This is a genomic window from Brasilonema sp. UFV-L1 (assembly GCF_012912105.1).
Taxonomy (GTDB): domain Bacteria; phylum Cyanobacteriota; class Cyanobacteriia; order Cyanobacteriales; family Nostocaceae; genus Brasilonema.
The window spans coordinates 1-17910 of record NZ_QMEA01000009.1; the positions used below are offsets into that span (position 1 = coordinate 1).

Below are 17910 nucleotides of genomic sequence, written 5' to 3' on the forward strand. Positions count from 1 at the left end.
TACTCCGAATCAGTGTGGGTAGTTTACTCACGAATCAGTGCCGTCAGAATCACCCGTTGACCGTTGAAGGCAGTTCTACCATGTGCTGCCAGAATGTTATCTAGTATTAGTACATCAGAGCGTTGCCAGCGTACTGGTACTGCTGCATCCTCGAGCAGATCGCAAATGTGCAGTATGTCATTCTCATCTACTGCTGTACCATCACTATAAAACATTTGATCTAATAAATCCGGATTTTTGCTTAATGTAGTTTCCATCTGCTGAACAGAATCATGCCGCCCATCTCTGAGTGCCCATTTTAAAGAAGCTGTAGGGGTAAACAAATGTATCTGATTGCACCAGACTTCATCGTTAGTTCTAGGGTGCGTTCGCATGGCAGGGTGAACTTCCTGCCATAGATACATCGATTCATCTGGTAGCCACTCAACTTTCCAACCACGCTTCACGACAATGCGTTCGACTTCTGCACGGTCAATGGTATTGAAAACCTCAGTCCATGACTTGGGGACGCCTGGTTTGTGATCAACATTTTCCTTGCTTGGAAGGTTACGGCGCAATTGAAGGTTTTTCTTTTGTTTAAAGCGATCGCGAACTGTTGGATCAATGCGTTGGGTGATGGTACGCATATCACCGATTGTTGTGTCACCGCCGCTAGTGGGTGGTACTTGACAAAAGAAGGCAATACGCTCTGGAGGATAGAGGGTATAAGCCATTTCTTGATGAAGCGGAATCGAATAGTTACCAGGCAGTTCAGTTGCGCTCATAACTTTACCATAGACCACTTTACGCGGGGAAGTGCCACCAATGTAATCCATCAAGTTCGGTGCAATTGTAGTGATCACTCGCTCGAAGTCACAACCAGTAGCAATGTTATAGAACCCACGCAGCAAAATAGCACCATATTTGTCGAGAAGTCCATCTATTTTAGGTTTGTATTCGCTCAGCCAAGCACAAATCTTGTCAAGACTAGCATCGTTGTCCTTGGTAATCTGCCACACTAACGGTAGAGAATGATCTCCTAGAAAGCCTTGTTCAAACTGAATCATGAATTATTTTCTCTGTGAATTGAATATTTGTTAGGAATATTGTCTAGGTATGTAAAAATAACAGACATGCTAAAATCGCTCTAATATCTCTGATTTTACACCACACAACCGTTTAAACTCCTCTGTTTTGAGAGCTTTAACTTGCTCGTATCTCATCAGCAATACTTATTTTTTTGGGAGATTGCTCACCAATTTGTCCCCTAAAAAATGGGCGTCGCACTTGGGCGAAGAAAAAGAGCCAGCCTAGCCCCAGCAGGGGGCGCTACGCAAATGTTTGTTGATCTGTGGGCGTAGTCGAGTATTCGTTTTTATAAGGCTGGCTCTTTTTCCCAGTCGCAACCCCGTCAGGGCTTGTTAGCGCAGCGTCCCTCTTAGGGACTAGCCCCATGATTAATCCTAGGGACAAGACGACTATCGTATTAGCTCTGCCCATTTTTTTCGTGTTAGACTCGCTCACCTGTACCTGGTTAGCGTACTCGCTTCTTACAAGTCCTCATTTTACTCTAACAGGGACTTTTGCAAGAGGTCTATTCATGAACAACAAGATTCCCGACTTTTCGCGAAATTAGGAGTTGTAAAGAAATTCATCTAAAGATTTCACAGAATTTTTAGTCAGAATCAGACTGTAAAAAATTATTACAAGTTGGAATTCAATTGCAAATATTCAAAGCTATTTTCAAGCGATGTTTAAATTTTGATAAAGCTTATTGTATGGATTAATATTATTAGTCTATATTGACGTTGCATGTGTTAAGAAGTAAAAACGATTAAATTTTATAGTCTTTTAACAGTTTTCAGAAAAAACATGACAAATCCTTCTATAAGCTAGGGATCATCGTTAAGTTTTGAGCAAAAATTTAGGTAAAAATGACGGCACAATTATTGAATTTAGAGAAACAATTCCATTCACAACAAGCGAAACGAATTTTGCTCATTGAAGATAATGATATCAATAGAATGTTACTGCATGATTATCTGAGTTACTCTAAATATCATGTTCAAAGCTTAGCACAAGCTTCTCATTTTTTTGCAACTATAGATGAGTTTCAACCAGAACTAATATTATTAGATATAAAGTTACCAGATATTGATGGTTACTCGTTGCTCAAACAACTCCAGCAAAACCCAGAGCTTTCAAAGATACCCGTGTTCATAGTTTCAGCTTTTGCATTCAAATCAGATCAAGAAAAAGCCTTGAGATTAGGGGCTCGTCGCTACTTTGTGAAACCTGTCAATCTTACAGTTCTGATGATGGCAATTGAAGAAGAGTTGACTAGTCTTCGCACGTAAACTTTTATCTGAAAATTTACTTAAAATAGATATAGGTAAATTTGTAGAATTACCAAACACTTGTTGTGACAACATCTGCTCAAACAGTATCACTCGTCAAAGAACCTGAACGCCTGGAGTGGCGACTACAAGAAATTCCGCTAGAACCGGGAGTTTATTTGATGCGAGATGGAAGCGATCGCATCATCTATATAGGAAAATCGCGGAAGTTGCGATCGCGTGTTCGTTCTTATTTCCGAGATTCACAAAAACTAAGCGATCGCATCGCGACAATGGTTAAGCAGGTGACAGAAATTGAATTCATTGTCACCGATACCGAAACTGAAGCTTTGGCGCTGGAAGCCAACCTTATCAAACAGCACCAACCCTATTTCAACGTATTACTCAAGGATGATAAAAAATATCCTTACGTCTGTATTACGTGGTCAGAAGATTATCCGCGTATTTTTATCACTCGTAAACGCCAAATAGGTAAACAAAAAGATAAATTCTACGGTCCTTATACAGATTCTCGCATATTGCGGGAAATATTGCGCTTGTGTAAGCGGATTTTTCCTTTGCGACAACGTCCTCAGCCACTATTTAAAGACCGTCCTTGCTTAAATTATGATTTAGGACGCTGTCCAGGTGTGTGTCAGCTGCTGGTTTCACCAGAAGAATACCGCAAAACAGTACAAAAAGTAGCGATGGTTTTCCAAGGTCGAAGTCAAGAACTCATTGATATCTTAACCGAGCAAATGCACAAAGCAGCTGAGGCTGAGAACTTTGAGTCAGCAGCACGGATTCGCGATCAGATTATTGGGTTAAAGTCACTGAGCGCTGATCAAAAAGTCTCTCTACCAGATGATACAGTTTCTCGGGATGCGATTGCGCTCTTTTCAGACGAGAAACTCGCCTGTATTCAATTATTCCAGATTCGTGCTGGGCAATTGGTGGGACGCTTAGCTTTTGTTGCGGATGCTCATGCTGAACCGGGTGCTATCTTACAAAGAGTGTTGGAAGAGCATTATCAAACAGCTGACTCAGTAGAAATTCCCACAGAAATTTTGGTACAACACGAATTGCCAGATGGGGAGATATTAGCGGATGTCTTAACAGAGCGCAAGGGAAGAAAAGTCACGATTTTAAATCCACAGCGACAAGTTAAGGCAGAATTGATTGAGATGGTAGAGCGAAATGCTCAATATGAATTGCAAAGAACGCAAAAATTCAGCGAACGCAATCACGAAGCAATGCAAGATTTAGCTACCATTCTCGATTTACCTGATGTACCTCACCGCATCGAGGGTTACGACATTTCCCATATCCAAGGTTCAAACGCCGTTGCTTCTCAAGTCGTGTTTGTTGACGGTTTACCCGCCAAACAGCACTATCGCCATTACAAAATCAAAAATCCTACTGTGACAACGGGACACTCAGACGATTTTGCGAGTCTTGCCGAAGTCATTCAGCGTCGCTTTCGTAAGTATATCGAAGATCCGCAGCTACAGAGAATGGGAAATCCTGATTGGCCAAATCTTATCATGATAGACGGTGGTAAAGGTCAGTTGTCATCTGTCGTTGCTGTCTTACAAGAAATGAATTTATTGGAAGATTTACGAGTCGTCAGTTTAGCAAAACGGCGAGAAGAAATCTTTTTACCAGGAGAGTCACAACCGCTGGAAACTGACGCAGAACAAGCGGGAGTACAACTGTTGCGGCGTTTACGAGATGAAGCGCATCGATTCGCCGTCAGTTTTCATCGACAGCAGCGTAGTGATAAATTAAAGCGATCGCGTCTAGATGAAATTCCCGGTTTAGGACATCATCGACAAAAGCAGCTTTTAGGACATTTTCGCTCAGTTGATTATATTCGACAAGCAACACCTGCACAGATTGCTGAAGTTCCGGGTATTGGCGATCGCTTGGCTCAAGAAATTTACAATTATTTCCATCCTTCTTCAAATTAGTATCACTCAATACTGTTTTTGTCACCAAAACAAAAAAAAATGATGGGTAATTGAAATTTGGGAAAAACCCATGACTCATTACCCATTACCCATTACCCATTACCCATTACTAATAACCAGATTAGCAAACATAAGTCACCATATTAATCTCCATCATTGGAATTTTTTATTAAATTTTTGCTCACAATATCAATACTAAACAAAGCTTAATAAAAGCGAAGAATTAACATTTTGTTACTCATCATCAAGATATATTTAGTTTTTAACGACTACTTTCTTTCTTTCTTTCTTTCTTTCTTCCTTACACCCCTACACCCCTTCTTCCCCACATAAGGCAGTTTGAGAACTTGAGGTTGAGAAAAAGTAGGTGATGATTGCTATTCTTCGACTATTCTGGAGTTTTTAACTGTTTCCTGTAAATACCGCTTCAAAAAAAAACTTGCATTGCTCATCGTTAAGAAAGATAAAGTAGATCTGACTAAAAAAAGGTGAGTCTCAACGTCTTAGTCATTGGGATCAGAAAATTCATTATGAAGGTTGAATGGCTTGAGATGATTTATATATCTACAGTTGGATAACATTTCGTTTCAAAATAAACATAATTAAACAATACAAATAAAAAAATAACAGCTAATTTTGTGTTATTTTAGACGATATATAATTTATCGTTTGTTGTTTGTTGTTGAGTTTCGTAAATCTTTTAGATTTACAGGTTGAATTTACGTTTTTTCAAAAGAGCATGACATATAAGGGTTTCAAAATGCAGATAGTACAAAAAATTCGCTGTCCCAATTGCGGTAGTGAAGGTGAAAGGCACTATTTATCAGAGAGTCAACTGACTCGAACACAATGCCCAAGTTGTGACTACTTAATGATTAGTTGTACACGTACAGGCAAAGTGATTGAAGCTTATGCCCCAGGTATTCTTGCACAATGTTAATTGAGGGTTAAATCAGTAGACAGTTATCAGTTATCAGTAAACAACTGATAACTGTTGAGTATCGAGTACTGAGAGGAAATAACTTCAGGATTCAGAACTTGGAACCTTTTTGACTCGCAACTGTCCACAAGCAGCATCAGCTTCTAAACCACGGGAGTAGCGAACACTAACTGCTATTTGTTGCTGCTTGAGGACTTTAACAAAAGCTTGAATTCGATTTTGGTTGGGGCGTTTGTAGTCTGCTTCTGTGATGGGATTGTATGGAATCAAATTAACGTGACTCTGAAATCCTCGCAGGTGTCGTGTTAATTCTAGTGCATGTTCTGGCAAATCGTTCACGCCAGCAAGGAGAATATATTCAAAACTCACACGACGCCCAGTCATTTTTACATACTCCCGACATTCAGCAAGCAAATCTTCTATAGGATAAGAACGAGCGCTGGGAATGAGTTGTTCCCGCAGTGCTTGGTTGGGAGCATGAAGACTCACAGCAAGAGTGACTTGCAACTGATGTTGAGCAAAGGAGCGAATGCGATCGCGTATTCCAACAGTAGAGACAGTCAAGTTACGCTGTCCAATACCCACATCTTGATTTAAAGATTTGATAGCTCCTATAACATGATCTGTATTCAACAACGGTTCACCCATACCCATAAATACCACATGGCTGACTCGTTGTTGAAAATCCTCCTGAACTGTCAGCACCTGATCAACGATTTCATGACGTGCTAAATTGCGTTTATAACCTTCTTTACCAGTCGCACAGAAATCACACGCCATCGGACAACCGACTTGAGTTGAAACGCAAACAGTCAGGCGCTTTTCTGCGGGGATACCGACACATTCAATAATTTGATTATCTGCAAGTTGCAAAAGATATTTGACAGTGCCATCAGAGGCGACAGAGCGGTAATGTATGTTTGAGCGTCCAATTGGAATTTCTGCAACTTCAGCACGCCATTGTTTAGGAAAGACAGAAATATCCGAGAGCGATCGCACTCCCTTTTGATAAATCCATTCGTGCAGTTGCTTTCCTCTGTAAGCAGGTTGTCCCTGATTATATACCCAAGCGGTTAACTCCTCTAAACCTGCTCCGACAAGCGGTGGAATAGAGAAGTTTGCCTGTTGCGCAATATTACTAGTTTTGGGGGAAGGGAGTACAGGGACAGACTTAGCAGACATGGTAGTTAAAAAATTCGCCTTGAATCTCTATGTTAGGCGATCGCTGTTCTTATTGTCTGGGTTTGTGATTGCAGTTTCCAACACTTCTCCTGAGTCATCTAAACTTAAGGAGGGCTGCCACAGATATTCTCGCAAGTTAATTTTTCCTTCTGGGTTAAATTTTATGCCTTCTTGCTCAAGGAGCGATAGCTGTAAATTATCTGCTCCGTATCGTGAAGGAGATTGGGATATCTCGCCTTTGGCATTAATAACTCGATGCCACGGGACGTCGGATAAGCTTATATCCACACGGTAGAGAGCATAACCTACCAGACGCGCTTTCCCATACAAGTTTGCTAAATCTGCTACCTGTCCATAGGTTGCTACTTTCCCCTTGGGAATTTGACGCACTATTTGATAGATGACATTGTAAGTAGACACTGGCGCTAATTCAATAGAGTTCCAAGACATTATTACAATTTTTATTTCTCGCGTGATGACGCTGCATAAATTAAGCCTTTGATATTCACGTAGCTAGAGGAGTGTCAATTGGATACTATTGAGGAGATTGTGCTTTTGCTAAAATACCTCTTGAAACGATAAGCAACAAATAATGCTAGTCTCACGTCTGCATAAATTTTTTACTGCTCCGATAGACAAATCATCTACTTGTGAACACTTTAGAACCTCTACATCAGTTATATTTTGGTTTGGTCTGAGCCTATCGTTTGCATTTTTTTATGGTATTTTAGGGCTTCTGAAAGCTGTCAGAAATGAATACGTTGTCCAGGATGATGCGCGGGAGTATGTGTTTTGGATGCAGCGGTTTATAGATCCAGAATTACTGCCTGATGATTTGATTGCAGATTACTTTAAATCCATCACACCACCTGGATTTGCTACTGTTTACCAGTTGATGGCAAGTCTAGGTATTAATCCACTTTTACTCAGTAAAATCTTACCAATCGTATTGAGCTTGATTGCTACCGCCTACTGTTTTGGCGTTTGCCTCCAGATTTTTCCAGTGCCTATGGCTGGATTTATTACTACATTCCTCCTAAATCAAAGTCTTTGGTTCCAGGATGATTTGGTTTCTGCTACACCTAGATCTTTTGTATATCCATTGTTTTTAGCATTTTTGTACTATACGCTACGTACATCTTGGCTAGTCGTGTCCGTAATACTCGTTCTGCAAGCGCTTATTTATCCTATACTTACATTTATTTCAGAAGGAATTTTGTTCTTACGGTTATGGGACTGGAAGTATTGGTCACCCCAGCTTAAGCAAAAGCACAGTAGCTTATTGTTGTGTGTGGCTGCTTTGGGGCTAGGCTTTCTCGCAATGCTCCCTTATGCCTTAGCTTCCTCTGAGTTTAGTCCACTTGTCACCGCTACACAAGCCAGAGCAATGCCGGAGTTTTGGTCGGGAGGACGACATCCTTTTTTTGACGACAACTTTTGGAGGTTTTGGCTAATTGGACAACATAGTGGTATTGTGCCGCCGTTATTACCTCCTTTGATTTGGGTTGGGTTATTGTTGCCAATAGTGCTGCAAAATATGTCTTACTTCCCATTGGTTAAGCAGATCAAAAGCGAGGTTATAGTTTTATCTCAAACCGTGTTGGTATCCTTGTGTCTATTTTTTGCATCTCATGCTTTGCTACTAAAACTGTTTTTTCCTACCCGATATACAGGTCATACTTTGCGAGTTGTCATGGCGCTTGCTGCTGGAATAATGTTGACCCTAATACTGGATGCACTCTTTCGGGCTTGTGAGCAAATGACAGAATCCAGTCTCCGAAGAAAAAGGTTCGGGATTTTAGTATTAATGCTAACATTAGGAGCGACGCTCTTGCTGTTTCCTAATTTATCCAATGGCTTTCCAAGAACGAATTATAGAGTGTCTAATGAATCAGCTTTGTATAAATTTTTTCAGAGCCAACCGAAAAACATTCTTATTGCTACCCTATCTGATGAAGCAAATAATATCCCGACGTTTGCCCAACGATCTATTTTAGTTGGTAAAGAATATGCACTTCCCTTCCATCTAGGCTACTACCGCCAGATTCACCAACGAAGCATTGATTTGATTCATGCTCAATACAGTCAGGACTTATCAGCAGCACGACAGTTGATTCAGAAGTATGGGATAACTTTCTGGCTGTTGGATCGCGTAGCGTTTACACCTGATTATTTGAGCGGCAAAAGCTGGCTTAGAAGTTTTCAGCCAGCGTTTACAGAGGCTTTAACCAGCTTGGAACAGGGAACAGTTCCGGCATTAGTAATGCTAACAAAACGCTGTTCTGTGTTTGAGACTAAGGGTATGGTTGTGCTGGGAACAGACTGTATTACTCATGCACTACAGCAATAACTACTAATTATTGCCATTGTCATACTGATACCAAATCCAGTTTTCAAACCCGTAAGGGTTGGTAGTATATGAGGATGTCAAAGAAAAACTGGCAGCATTTGTACAAAAAAATTAACCGAAAGTTGTACCATTCCAGCCCCACATCATACCCCTAGCGTCAGCAAACTCTATGTAAATGCGATTTTGAGGTACCTTGAGTGCTTTGTTAATCTCCTGGCAAAAGTCTTGGCTCATCGCCTGGGTTTGGTCTGGCTTCATTGTACCAACACTTTTAACCTCGATGTAACATACTGAGTCAGTCGTGCCAGCAAATGTCATCGGAACTCCTGCTTCAAAAGCTGTCATCACGTAGGATTCTGGTTTTCCCGTATACTTGGCTAATTTAGCTGATAGGCTTTTGAGTAGTGCTTCAACTTCTTCTCCAAGAGGAGCAGATACGGAAGTTTGTACTTTAATTAAAGGCATTGTAACAATTCAATATTCAAAATTATCAATCTTGATAGTATCAATTCCCCTGTTTATTTTATCGAACCACATGAGGCAACTTTAAATTATCTAGCTACGTAGTTCAGTGTATTCGCACTGGTAAGTATTCTATTGCCAGTGCTAGCTTGGCACCATGACTCAAAGTCCTGTTGTGTCATACATTTAACTACTATAGGCAGGGATAAAATGGATTCTAGTCATGAAGAGCAAAGTAGCAAATTTATCACTACTGAGCCATTAAAAGTTAGCACTGAAGCAGGTGAGCAGAAAGTTTGGGATGCTGTAAAGAGTGCTTTTTCTGATAGAAACTGTATCGGATACTGGCGCTATCCAATTTTCTCGAAGGTTGGAGAAATCCGTAAAGAACCTGATATTCTGATTGTTGATAAAGAATTCGGTTTAGTGGTTATCGAGGTCTTACCAGTCGTTATTGACCAAGTTGTTGCTATTAATGGTGATATTTGGCAGTTGCAAAACTATCACACCACAGAAGCTAACCCTAATCAACGAGCACAACATCAACTGCGAGCGTTGATTGCCTATACAGATCGCGAATCTGCTATTTGGCGTAAAGTCACCGGACGAGCGATCGCTGTATTACCTCTGATCACCCAAGAACAATGGCAACAAAAAGGTTTTGATCAATTACCTGAGTGTCCTGTTGTGATATTCCAAGATCAATTAGGTAAAGTTGGTTTAACCGAACGCATTCAACAAACTCCTGCCATAATTCCAGGAGAAAATCTGGAAGATAAAGACTGGGAATTGCTACTGTCAGTTATCAGTGGAACACCCGTACTTCGCAAACCTCCTCGTGCGACAGTTTCGACGACAGGCATAACCCGCGCCACTATAATGGACAGTTTACGGCAAAGACTATACGAAATAGATTTACAACAAGAACATATTGGTAAAGAAATTCCCCCAGGACCTCAGCGAATTCGCGGTATTGCTGGTTCAGGTAAAACAGTGTTGCTGTGCCAAAAAGCGGCGATGATGCACCTCAAGCATCCAGATTGGGATATTGCCTTGGTATTTTTTACCCGCTCTCTTTATGATTTAATGATTGGGTTACTAGATCAATGGATACGGCGTTTTAGTGGTGGCGAGTTGCAGTATGACCCGAAAACTAATCTTAAGCTGCGAGTACTGCATGCTTGGGGAGCAAAGGAACATCCTGGTTTGTACAGCACAATTTGCGACTACCACGGTAAAAGACGCGGAACGGTTGTAGATACCAAAGAAGGACAACCTAACCGAGGTTTGGCAGACTTATGTAAACGTCTACTCGAAGAGATAAAAATTGAACCGATGTTCGATGCCATCCTGATTGATGAAGGTCAGGATTTAGTGGCTGAAGATGATTTAAAATATCAAGATAAACAAGCAATTTATTGGTTAGCTTATCAAGCGTTACGACCTGTGAGTGAAGAAACACTAGAGGAGAGGCGCTTAATTTGGGCTTATGATGAAGCACAAAGTCTCGATAGTATAGCAGTCCCAAAAGCAAAAGAGGTATTTGGCGAGAACTTAAGCAATCTTTTGAGTAAGCAACCACAATATCATGGTGGTATTAAACGTTCTGAGGTGATGCGTCGATGTTACCGCACTCCGGGACCAATTCTCACAGCAGCTCATGCAATTGGTATGGGTTTGCTACGTTCAGAGGGGATGCTTGCAGGTATCACTAACAAAGATGATTGGAACAAAATTGGTTATGAAGTTAAGGGAGACTTCCGACGTGTTGGTAAGCCGATAACTATACATCGACTCCCACAATCTTCACCCAACCCAATTCCTGAACTTTGGGGCAAACCTGTTTTGGAATTTCAAACTTACAGTTCTCGCGAAGAAGAAATGACAGTACTGGCCCAGAACATTATGCATAATATTGTTCATGATGGTCTTAATCCTAGCCGTGATATCTTAGTCGTGATTTTAGGTTCTCCTTCCGAGGCGATGGATTTAGAAACTGAAGTTGCGGGTTTTTTAATGGACCAAAATATTGATGTTTATATCCCCACAGCTTTGACTTTAAATGATTTGGTTCCTCAATGGCCCAACAACGACCCAGATAAATTCTGGCATGAGGGTGGGGTTACAGTGTCTCGCATCAATCGCGCTAAGGGACATGAAGCTGATATGGTTTATGTGGTGGGCTTTGATAATGTCGCTCGTAATGAAGATGATGTCAATTGCCGTAACCAATTGTTTGTTGCTTTAACTAGAGCGCGGGGTTGGGCAAATCTGAGTGGTGTCGGTCATTATCCGATGTATGATGAAATGCGGCAAGTCGTTGCTAGTGGTGATACTTTCACGTTCACTTATAAGCGTCCATCGAAACGTGATATTGGTGATGGGGAAGCAGTCTAGGAACGGATGCTGTCACAGATGTAGCGGAAAACGCCCTTAGATCGTGACAATATCACTTTGATTGGGGCGATCGCCCCAATCGAGTTTGTACCTCAATCTCCTCTCCATTCCTCATTTCTTACCCTGTATCCCACATAGCTTTTGTCAGAAATTTTCCATGTGACACTTCAAAGGGCGGAATGTGGGATAAAATTATCTATTGTGCCATTCTCAAGCAAACCAGGATAATAAATCTATCCAAAAATTAGTCCAAAACCCTTTTATCACTTGGATTTAGGATTTGAGTGTAATTTCCACAAAGGTGTAATCAATTAAAGGCTAGAAATATGACGTTGCTATCACCCAAGGGCGAATATAACTATAAATCGCACCTTGCTGATACAGTTTACGAAGAAAAACTACGTCAAAGTTTTGCTTATTGCTCAAATAAATGGGATAATGAAACTTTAAGTTATCATTCAAAAATTAGAAGGCAGTGGTTGTTAAATACAATCCACGAATATTGTCAAAAGACACTAAAAAATAATTTTCATCTGAAAATATTAGATGGTGGATGCGGCAACCGTCTCTATCTAATAGAGATTGTAGAAGCTTTAGGAAATATTTATGGTGTAGGCGTTGAGCTAACTATATTCAGGCTTTAGTAGATAGCGATGCTCTTCAAAAGAGTTTCAGCAAAAAAATAGTTTAATATAGGTTTTGAGTATTTCAAAAAGTTTAAAGAATCTGTAATCTCTCTTAGTAGAAGCTATTTAAGCACAAGTAAAGAATTGAGAAAATTCTCATAAATTATGAGCAACCAAAAACCAATTACAGAAAGTGCATTTGCAGAAACTGTAGCGATCGCCAAATTACCCAGCGAATTTGGTCAGTTCAAAATTTATGGTTACCGTAATACTCTGGACAATTCAGAAAACCTTGCCATCATCAAGGGAGAAGTGGAAAAGTTCGACAACCCGTTAATGGTAAGAATACACTCGGAATGCCTAACGGGGGATGCCTTGGGTTCTCTGCGCTGTGATTGTGGAATGCAGTTGCAAACAGCACTGAGGATGATTGAAAAAGCAGGTCAAGGGGTGATAATTTATTTGGCGCAAGAGGGGAGAGGGATTGGTTTGTTGAATAAGGTGAAAGCCTATTCTTTGCAAGATTTGGGACTGGATACAGTAGAAGCAAATGAACGTTTGGGATTCTCTGCTGACCTCCGGGACTACAGCATGGCGGCGCAAATACTTAGGGATTTAGGGGTGAATCAAATTCGCTTGATTACTAATAATCCTCGCAAAATAGCTCGTTTGCAAAACTACGGTATTGAGGTAGTCGAACGAATTCCCTTAGCGATTGAACCCAATGACTACAATTTCAATTATTTGACGACTAAAACCACGAAGCTGGGGCATCTTCTCGAATTAAAAACCCGACAATCTCTAGCAATAAATGCGTTTAAAATTGATGATCATTTAGACGATATTTGGTCGGCATTGCTGGAATGTAAAGAGGCAATGAAAAATGAATCTCCCCAAAAGAATGAGTATTGGGCTTTTTTTGGGAATGCTGAAAGTCCGTGGAGTTTCCAAAAAGTTTCTAACAAAAAGGTACCCAAGATTCCGGAAAGTGATTTCTTGATTATCGTCGATTTGACAAATGATTTTTGTCAAAACTTGAATTTTGCCAATCAGGTATTTTCTCAAGTACACTCTGCCATTGTATTCAAAAGCGGCTTCCCTTTGAAAACTGATTTCGTGCAAGATGCTCAGTGTTTTAAAGGAATGTGGAGCAGCGATGGATGGCAAATATTTTCCTTATATATAAGGCTTTTAGTTGCTCAACGAGAAGCTTACCTAGAAAAGCGTCCATTTCTGATGGCTCACTTGGCACAATCTCTGGACGGCAGAATTGCAGCAATCAATGGACATTCTCAATGGCTTAGCAACGAGGCTAACTTGAAACATGCTCATCGTCTGCGTGCTCTTCATGATGCCGTTATGGTAGGGGCACTAACAGCAACACTCGACAACCCTAAACTAACCGTTCGTTTAGTAACAGGTAAGCATCCAATTCCTGTCATTATTGAAGGACAAAGCGATTTGAAGCTGGATGATTTGCAGATGATGGCAGTCCATGAAAAAGTTATTGTGTTGTATCCTCAAGGAAAGCAAGATCGAGTCATACCAAAAGCAGTCAAAGACAAAATTTTAGAGATTCCTATTTCTCCCAAAACAGACTCTCAAAAAAATAGCGTTTTGGCTCCTTCAGAAATATTAAACGTTTTATACGAAAATGGCATTTCTAGTATTTTTTTGGAGGGTGGAGGACAAACCGTATCCTATTTCTTGCAAGCTGATTGCATAGAGGTATTGCATCTCCATTTTTCTCCTTTGATTTTGGGTTCTGGACGGTCGAGTTTTACCCTTCCAGTTATAGACTCCATCAATAAAGGACTCCGTTTTCAAATGAAATACTTCGATCTTGATGGAGAAATTTTGATAGAACTTTCGCATCTCAATAAGAACTGACCCATTTGATTTGCTCGTTAAGGCTGAACAGATACGTTGAGGAGAGAAATTAACCGTTTTTGCTCTCGCTTAAGACTACGCAATTGAGATGTACAAAAGATGTCTACAAATTCTGCCGCTTATGCCTACTGGTTAGTCTCTCCAAGCGTTGGTGAAATTAGAGAAACCTCACTAACACCCTTGCTTAGAGAACCTCTGTTTTTGGAAACGCTATACAGTGGTATTAGTCCGGGTACAGAACGGCTGGTAGGTCAAGCAAAAGTCCCCGAAGAATGCTGGGAAACGATGCGCTGTTGGTATATGGAAGGCAGTTTTGCCTTACCTTTAAAGTATGGTTATAGTCTTGTCGGTCAAGCTTATGAAGGTTTCAATCAGGGTAAACGATTTTTTGTCATGCATCCCCACCAATCGAGAGTCGTAGTGGAGAGTTCTGATGCTTTAGAATTGCCAGATTGGTTACCTAGCAAGCGGGCAACTTTAATTCCCAACACGGAAACAGCCCTGAATGCTGTCTGGGATGCCGAAGTGAGTCAGAAAGATAGCTTCGCTGCTGCGCTTTGCGCAGATCGCATCTTAATTGTTGGTGCAGGTATTGTAGGTATTCTCATTAGCTTTGTCCTCAGCAAAGAGTATGGCATTGGGGCAGACTTTTTAGAACAGGATCAGCAGCGAATTCAATATCTAAAACAACTACCTTGGCTACAAAATTCTCGCTTAGCAACCGACTATAAAGAAGGCAATTACAATATCGTTTTCCATACCAGCGCTTCTGCTTCTGGACTTCAGAGTGCAATTAATGCACTAACTTTTGAAGGTCGCTGTATTGAACTGAGTTGGTACGGAACACAATCAGTTTCCTTGCAATTGGGTGGTTCCTTTCATTACCAGCGCAAACAAATTATCGCTTCTCAAGTTTCCGCGATCGCCAAACCCATGCGAAAGCTAATTGACTATCGCCAGCGTAAAGAACAAGTTTTGAGCTTGCTCGCAGATGCAGCCGTAGATATTCTCCTGGAACCTGTGATTTCTTTTAGAGACTTGCCACAATTTATGTCACAGTTATATCAGCGTCAAGTGCATCCAGTTTCGCCGTTAGTTGAGTATTAAAAATTATGTTTTCTGTTGCAGTAAAAGACCATATCATGATTGCCCATAGCTTCCAAGGAGAAATTTTTGGACCCGCTCAAAAGCTGCACGGAGCAACCTATATAATCACAGCTGAATTTAAAGTAGCTCAGTTGGATAAAGATGGCTTAGTGATTGATATCGGTCAGGCGATCGCAATTCTCAAAGAAGTTCTAGAACCGTTAAATTACCAAAATCTAGATACTCTTGAACAATTTAAGGGTATCAATACAACAACGGAATACATGGGTTATTATATCCACCAACAAATTAGCAAAAAGGTCGGCTCTTTTTTTAAAGGCTCTCTCAAAATCACCCTGGAGGAAAGCCATATAGCTTGGGGAAGCTATGAAGCAGAGGTATGAACTGAAATATGATCTATTTTATTCAGCCTAAACTAAATTTCACATCAGGAGGGTCGCTCTACAATTTAGAAATTGTCAAGCGCTTGGAGGAGGAAGGCAAAGGAGAGAATTTTTTTTATCCCTTAAATGGATCTGTTTCTGGGCTTCTTGAACATTTGAGTACTTTGCCGTCTAATTGTATCCTTGTGATTGACGCACTCTACTTGACAATTCCTGAGTTCAATGCTTCCTTAAAGGAATTTCTTCCCTATGCTCAACGGACTTACTTGATGCTCCACCATCTTGAGTCATTGAATACCTACTACTCGACTCAGGAAAAGAAAGCGCTCTGGAGTGATGAAGCGCGGTGGTTAAAAGCTATGAAGGGTATTATCGTTCCTAGTTTCCAACTGCGGAATTATATGTTAAGTGGTGGCATCGAAACAGATAAAATCGTGGTAGCATCACCTGGTATCGATAAGGCTCAAGCTTGCCATTTGCCTAATCTTAAAGACCGCTCGGAAAATGAGCAGATAACTCTAATTACCATAGGAACCTTCTATCGACGCAAAGGCCAACTTGAATTAGTGGAAATGTTAGCCCAGATGGAAACAAAGAATTTTAGGCTGCATTTGATTGGTGAGTGCGAAGAAGAAGACTACAAACAGAAGACTCTGGCGTTAATCAAGCGTGCGGGACTACAAGATGCCGTCATTGTTCATGGGCTTGTTCCTCAGAAGACTATGTTGGAGTTGTTGTCCCAGTCCGATCTTTATATCTCCCCAGCTACCTATGAGAGTTATGGTATGGCCACAGCTGAAGCAGTTGCTCATGGGTTACCAGTATTAGCTTATGCAACTGGAGCAATTGCTGACTGGATTGAGGATGGAGTCAATGGGATACTGATTGAGCTAGGTCAGCAAGAAGAATTTTTCATGGCACTCAAAAGGTTACTTACAGATCGTAGTGAACTTAATCAGTTACGGAAAGAAGCTTTAAATCGTACTGTAAACTTATCCTTTAACGATTGGAATCAAACTTATAGAGATTTTTTACAAGCATTTACAAATGACTAGTACCGCTGCCTTGGAAGTCAAAAGCATGCCCTTGTTAGCGCAGCGTGCCGTAGGCAGCGTTTGCGCAGCGCCCCCGAACGGGGCTAGCGAAGGGTCAAAAGCATGCCCTTGAGCGATAGCGTTGCGGTCAAAAGTAGTATATATCAAGACTTTTGGCTGTTTCAAATGGTGAATCCAGCGCTGCAGGAGGGTTTCCCTCCGTAGGCGACTGGTGTTAGCGTAGCGAGACCGGAGGTCTTCCCCGATAGCCGTAAGGCGTGGCGTTAGCCATAGGGTTGCTTTATTTCCGCCGCGTTGTACTAGACAGATATAATAACATCTAAGTTATGATTTGATCGGGGTTGATAATGAAATGGGAAGAAACTTTTACTTGGAACGGAAAATCTTTACCATACAATCGAATTCCTTATAATAATACTGCGGAGCGCTCGATTGAAATACCAATTGTACTAAATTTTCTATCTACTAATGGTAAGGTAGAAGATAAATTACTTGAAGTAGGAAATGTACTTTGTAACTATGAGAACTAATACAATAAAATATCTCGCACAGTAGTTGACAAATATGAAATAGCTACAGGTGTTCTAAACATAGACTTAATGGATGTCTCTGCTGTGGAAAAATATGATCTGATAGTAAGCATATCAACAGTTGAGCATATAGGACAAAACTGGGCTAATTTTGAAAGTTCTATAGAGCGAGATTTAGAAGCTCCTCTTAAAGCTATTGTTAAAATTTACAGTCTGTTGAATATTGCTGGAAAAGCTATTATTACCGTCCCTTTTGGGAAATTCACTGATGGGATTTGGTATATTCAATTTAACCAAGATTATTTAGAATTGCTTATAAAAAAATACAAATTGCCTGAAAGAGCCATTCAAGTAAGTTACTTCAGACGTATTGCTTCAGAAGTAGAAACTGATAATCCTTATCAAATTTGGATACAGACAAATCAAGATGAGCTAAAAAATGTTTGTTATGATTCTCCTTATAGTTGTGCTAATGGATTAGCTGTTATAGAACTTAAAAGATAGATAATTTGTAAGGATTCAGGTAGGGGTGGGTCGTTGACAGGGAATTAGAAAAGATTAGAAGGAATTAGTTCACAAATTAAATTTTTAAACTTTTCTATGGTATTGGACTTTGGACAAAAAAAGTTGTTCGCGAATACATGACTTTGTTGGCGAATCCCGTTTACCAAATTGATGATTTGTGAAATAAGTTCATAGCAAT

At 40.5% G+C, this 17910-nt stretch carries 14 protein-coding genes and 2 pseudogenes; 12 read left to right on the forward strand and 4 right to left on the reverse strand.

Annotated features, from left to right (window positions below):
• Positions 1 to 23: 23 nt before the first annotated feature.
• Entirely contained in the window at positions 24 to 1046 is a 1023-nt protein-coding gene (locus DP117_RS04750) for a TauD/TfdA family dioxygenase (protein WP_169217187.1), read from the reverse strand.
• Between the two features lie 867 nt (positions 1047 to 1913).
• Here DP117_RS04750 and DP117_RS04755 point away from each other — a divergent pair.
• The 3 genes from DP117_RS04755 (at position 1914) to DP117_RS35945 (ending at position 5225) form a co-directional block, all read left to right on the forward strand.
• Positions 1914 to 2336, forward strand: coding sequence for a response regulator (locus tag DP117_RS04755; protein ID WP_169217188.1), 423 nt, complete (start codon positions 1914 to 1916; stop codon positions 2334 to 2336).
• Between the two features lie 65 nt (positions 2337 to 2401).
• Positions 2402 to 4285 (forward strand): excinuclease ABC subunit UvrC, encoded by a 1884-nt coding sequence (uvrC, locus tag DP117_RS04760; protein WP_169217189.1) that lies wholly within the window; start codon positions 2402 to 2404, stop codon positions 4283 to 4285.
• A gap of 760 nt (positions 4286 to 5045) precedes the next feature.
• Entirely contained in the window at positions 5046 to 5225 is a 180-nt protein-coding gene (locus DP117_RS35945; protein WP_169217190.1) for a replication restart DNA helicase PriA, read from the forward strand.
• Between the two features lie 84 nt (positions 5226 to 5309).
• Here DP117_RS35945 and rlmN read toward each other — a convergent pair whose 3' ends face one another.
• On the reverse strand, positions 5310 to 6407 hold the full coding sequence (rlmN, locus tag DP117_RS04770) for a 23S rRNA (adenine(2503)-C(2))-methyltransferase RlmN (protein ID WP_211175919.1): 1098 nt from the start codon (positions 6405 to 6407) through the stop codon (positions 5310 to 5312).
• 27 nt (positions 6408 to 6434) lie between these two features.
• On the reverse strand, positions 6435 to 6857 hold the full coding sequence (locus DP117_RS04775; protein WP_169217191.1) for an MGMT family protein: 423 nt from the start codon (positions 6855 to 6857) through the stop codon (positions 6435 to 6437).
• Between the two features lie 142 nt (positions 6858 to 6999).
• On the opposite strand from DP117_RS04775, the gene DP117_RS04780 reads away from it, so the two are divergent.
• On the forward strand, positions 7000 to 8757 hold the full coding sequence (locus DP117_RS04780) for a hypothetical protein (protein WP_169217192.1): 1758 nt from the start codon (positions 7000 to 7002) through the stop codon (positions 8755 to 8757).
• A gap of 111 nt (positions 8758 to 8868) precedes the next feature.
• Here DP117_RS04780 and DP117_RS04785 read toward each other — a convergent pair whose 3' ends face one another.
• Complete coding sequence (locus DP117_RS04785; RefSeq protein ID WP_169217193.1) at positions 8869 to 9222, reverse strand: phenylpyruvate tautomerase MIF-related protein; 354 nt, start codon at positions 9220 to 9222, stop codon at positions 8869 to 8871.
• Positions 9223 to 9429: 207 nt separating this feature from the next.
• Between DP117_RS04785 and DP117_RS04790 the strand changes: the two genes are divergently transcribed.
• The 8 genes and pseudogenes from DP117_RS04790 to DP117_RS04820 all read left to right on the forward strand — a co-directional run bounded on the left by DP117_RS04790 (position 9430) and on the right by DP117_RS04820 (position 17711).
• Positions 9430 to 11616, forward strand: coding sequence for an ATP-binding domain-containing protein (locus DP117_RS04790; RefSeq protein ID WP_169217194.1), 2187 nt, complete (start codon positions 9430 to 9432; stop codon positions 11614 to 11616).
• 326 nt (positions 11617 to 11942) lie between these two features.
• Positions 11943 to 12260, forward strand: coding sequence for a hypothetical protein (locus tag DP117_RS04795; protein WP_169217195.1), 318 nt, complete (start codon positions 11943 to 11945; stop codon positions 12258 to 12260).
• Positions 12261 to 12446: 186 nt separating this feature from the next.
• Positions 12447 to 13022, forward strand: a pseudogene (gene ribA, locus DP117_RS35950) (GTP cyclohydrolase II); the annotation flags it as partial.
• A gap of 459 nt (positions 13023 to 13481) precedes the next feature.
• Positions 13482 to 14132: pseudogene (locus DP117_RS35955) on the forward strand (RibD family protein); the annotation flags it as partial.
• Positions 14133 to 14231: 99 nt separating this feature from the next.
• Entirely contained in the window at positions 14232 to 15239 is a 1008-nt protein-coding gene (locus DP117_RS04805; protein WP_169217197.1) for a zinc-binding alcohol dehydrogenase, read from the forward strand.
• Positions 15240 to 15244: 5 nt separating this feature from the next.
• Positions 15245 to 15622: a 6-carboxytetrahydropterin synthase gene (locus tag DP117_RS04810; protein WP_169217198.1), complete on the forward strand. Its 378-nt coding sequence runs from the start codon at positions 15245 to 15247 to the stop codon at positions 15620 to 15622.
• An 8-nt stretch (positions 15623 to 15630) separates the two neighbouring features.
• Positions 15631 to 16677 (forward strand): glycosyltransferase family 4 protein, encoded by a 1047-nt coding sequence (locus DP117_RS04815; protein ID WP_169217199.1) that lies wholly within the window; start codon positions 15631 to 15633, stop codon positions 16675 to 16677.
• Between the two features lie 599 nt (positions 16678 to 17276).
• Positions 17277 to 17711: a hypothetical protein gene (locus DP117_RS04820; protein WP_169217200.1), complete on the forward strand. Its 435-nt coding sequence runs from the start codon at positions 17277 to 17279 to the stop codon at positions 17709 to 17711.
• Positions 17712 to 17910: the final 199 nt, after the last annotated feature.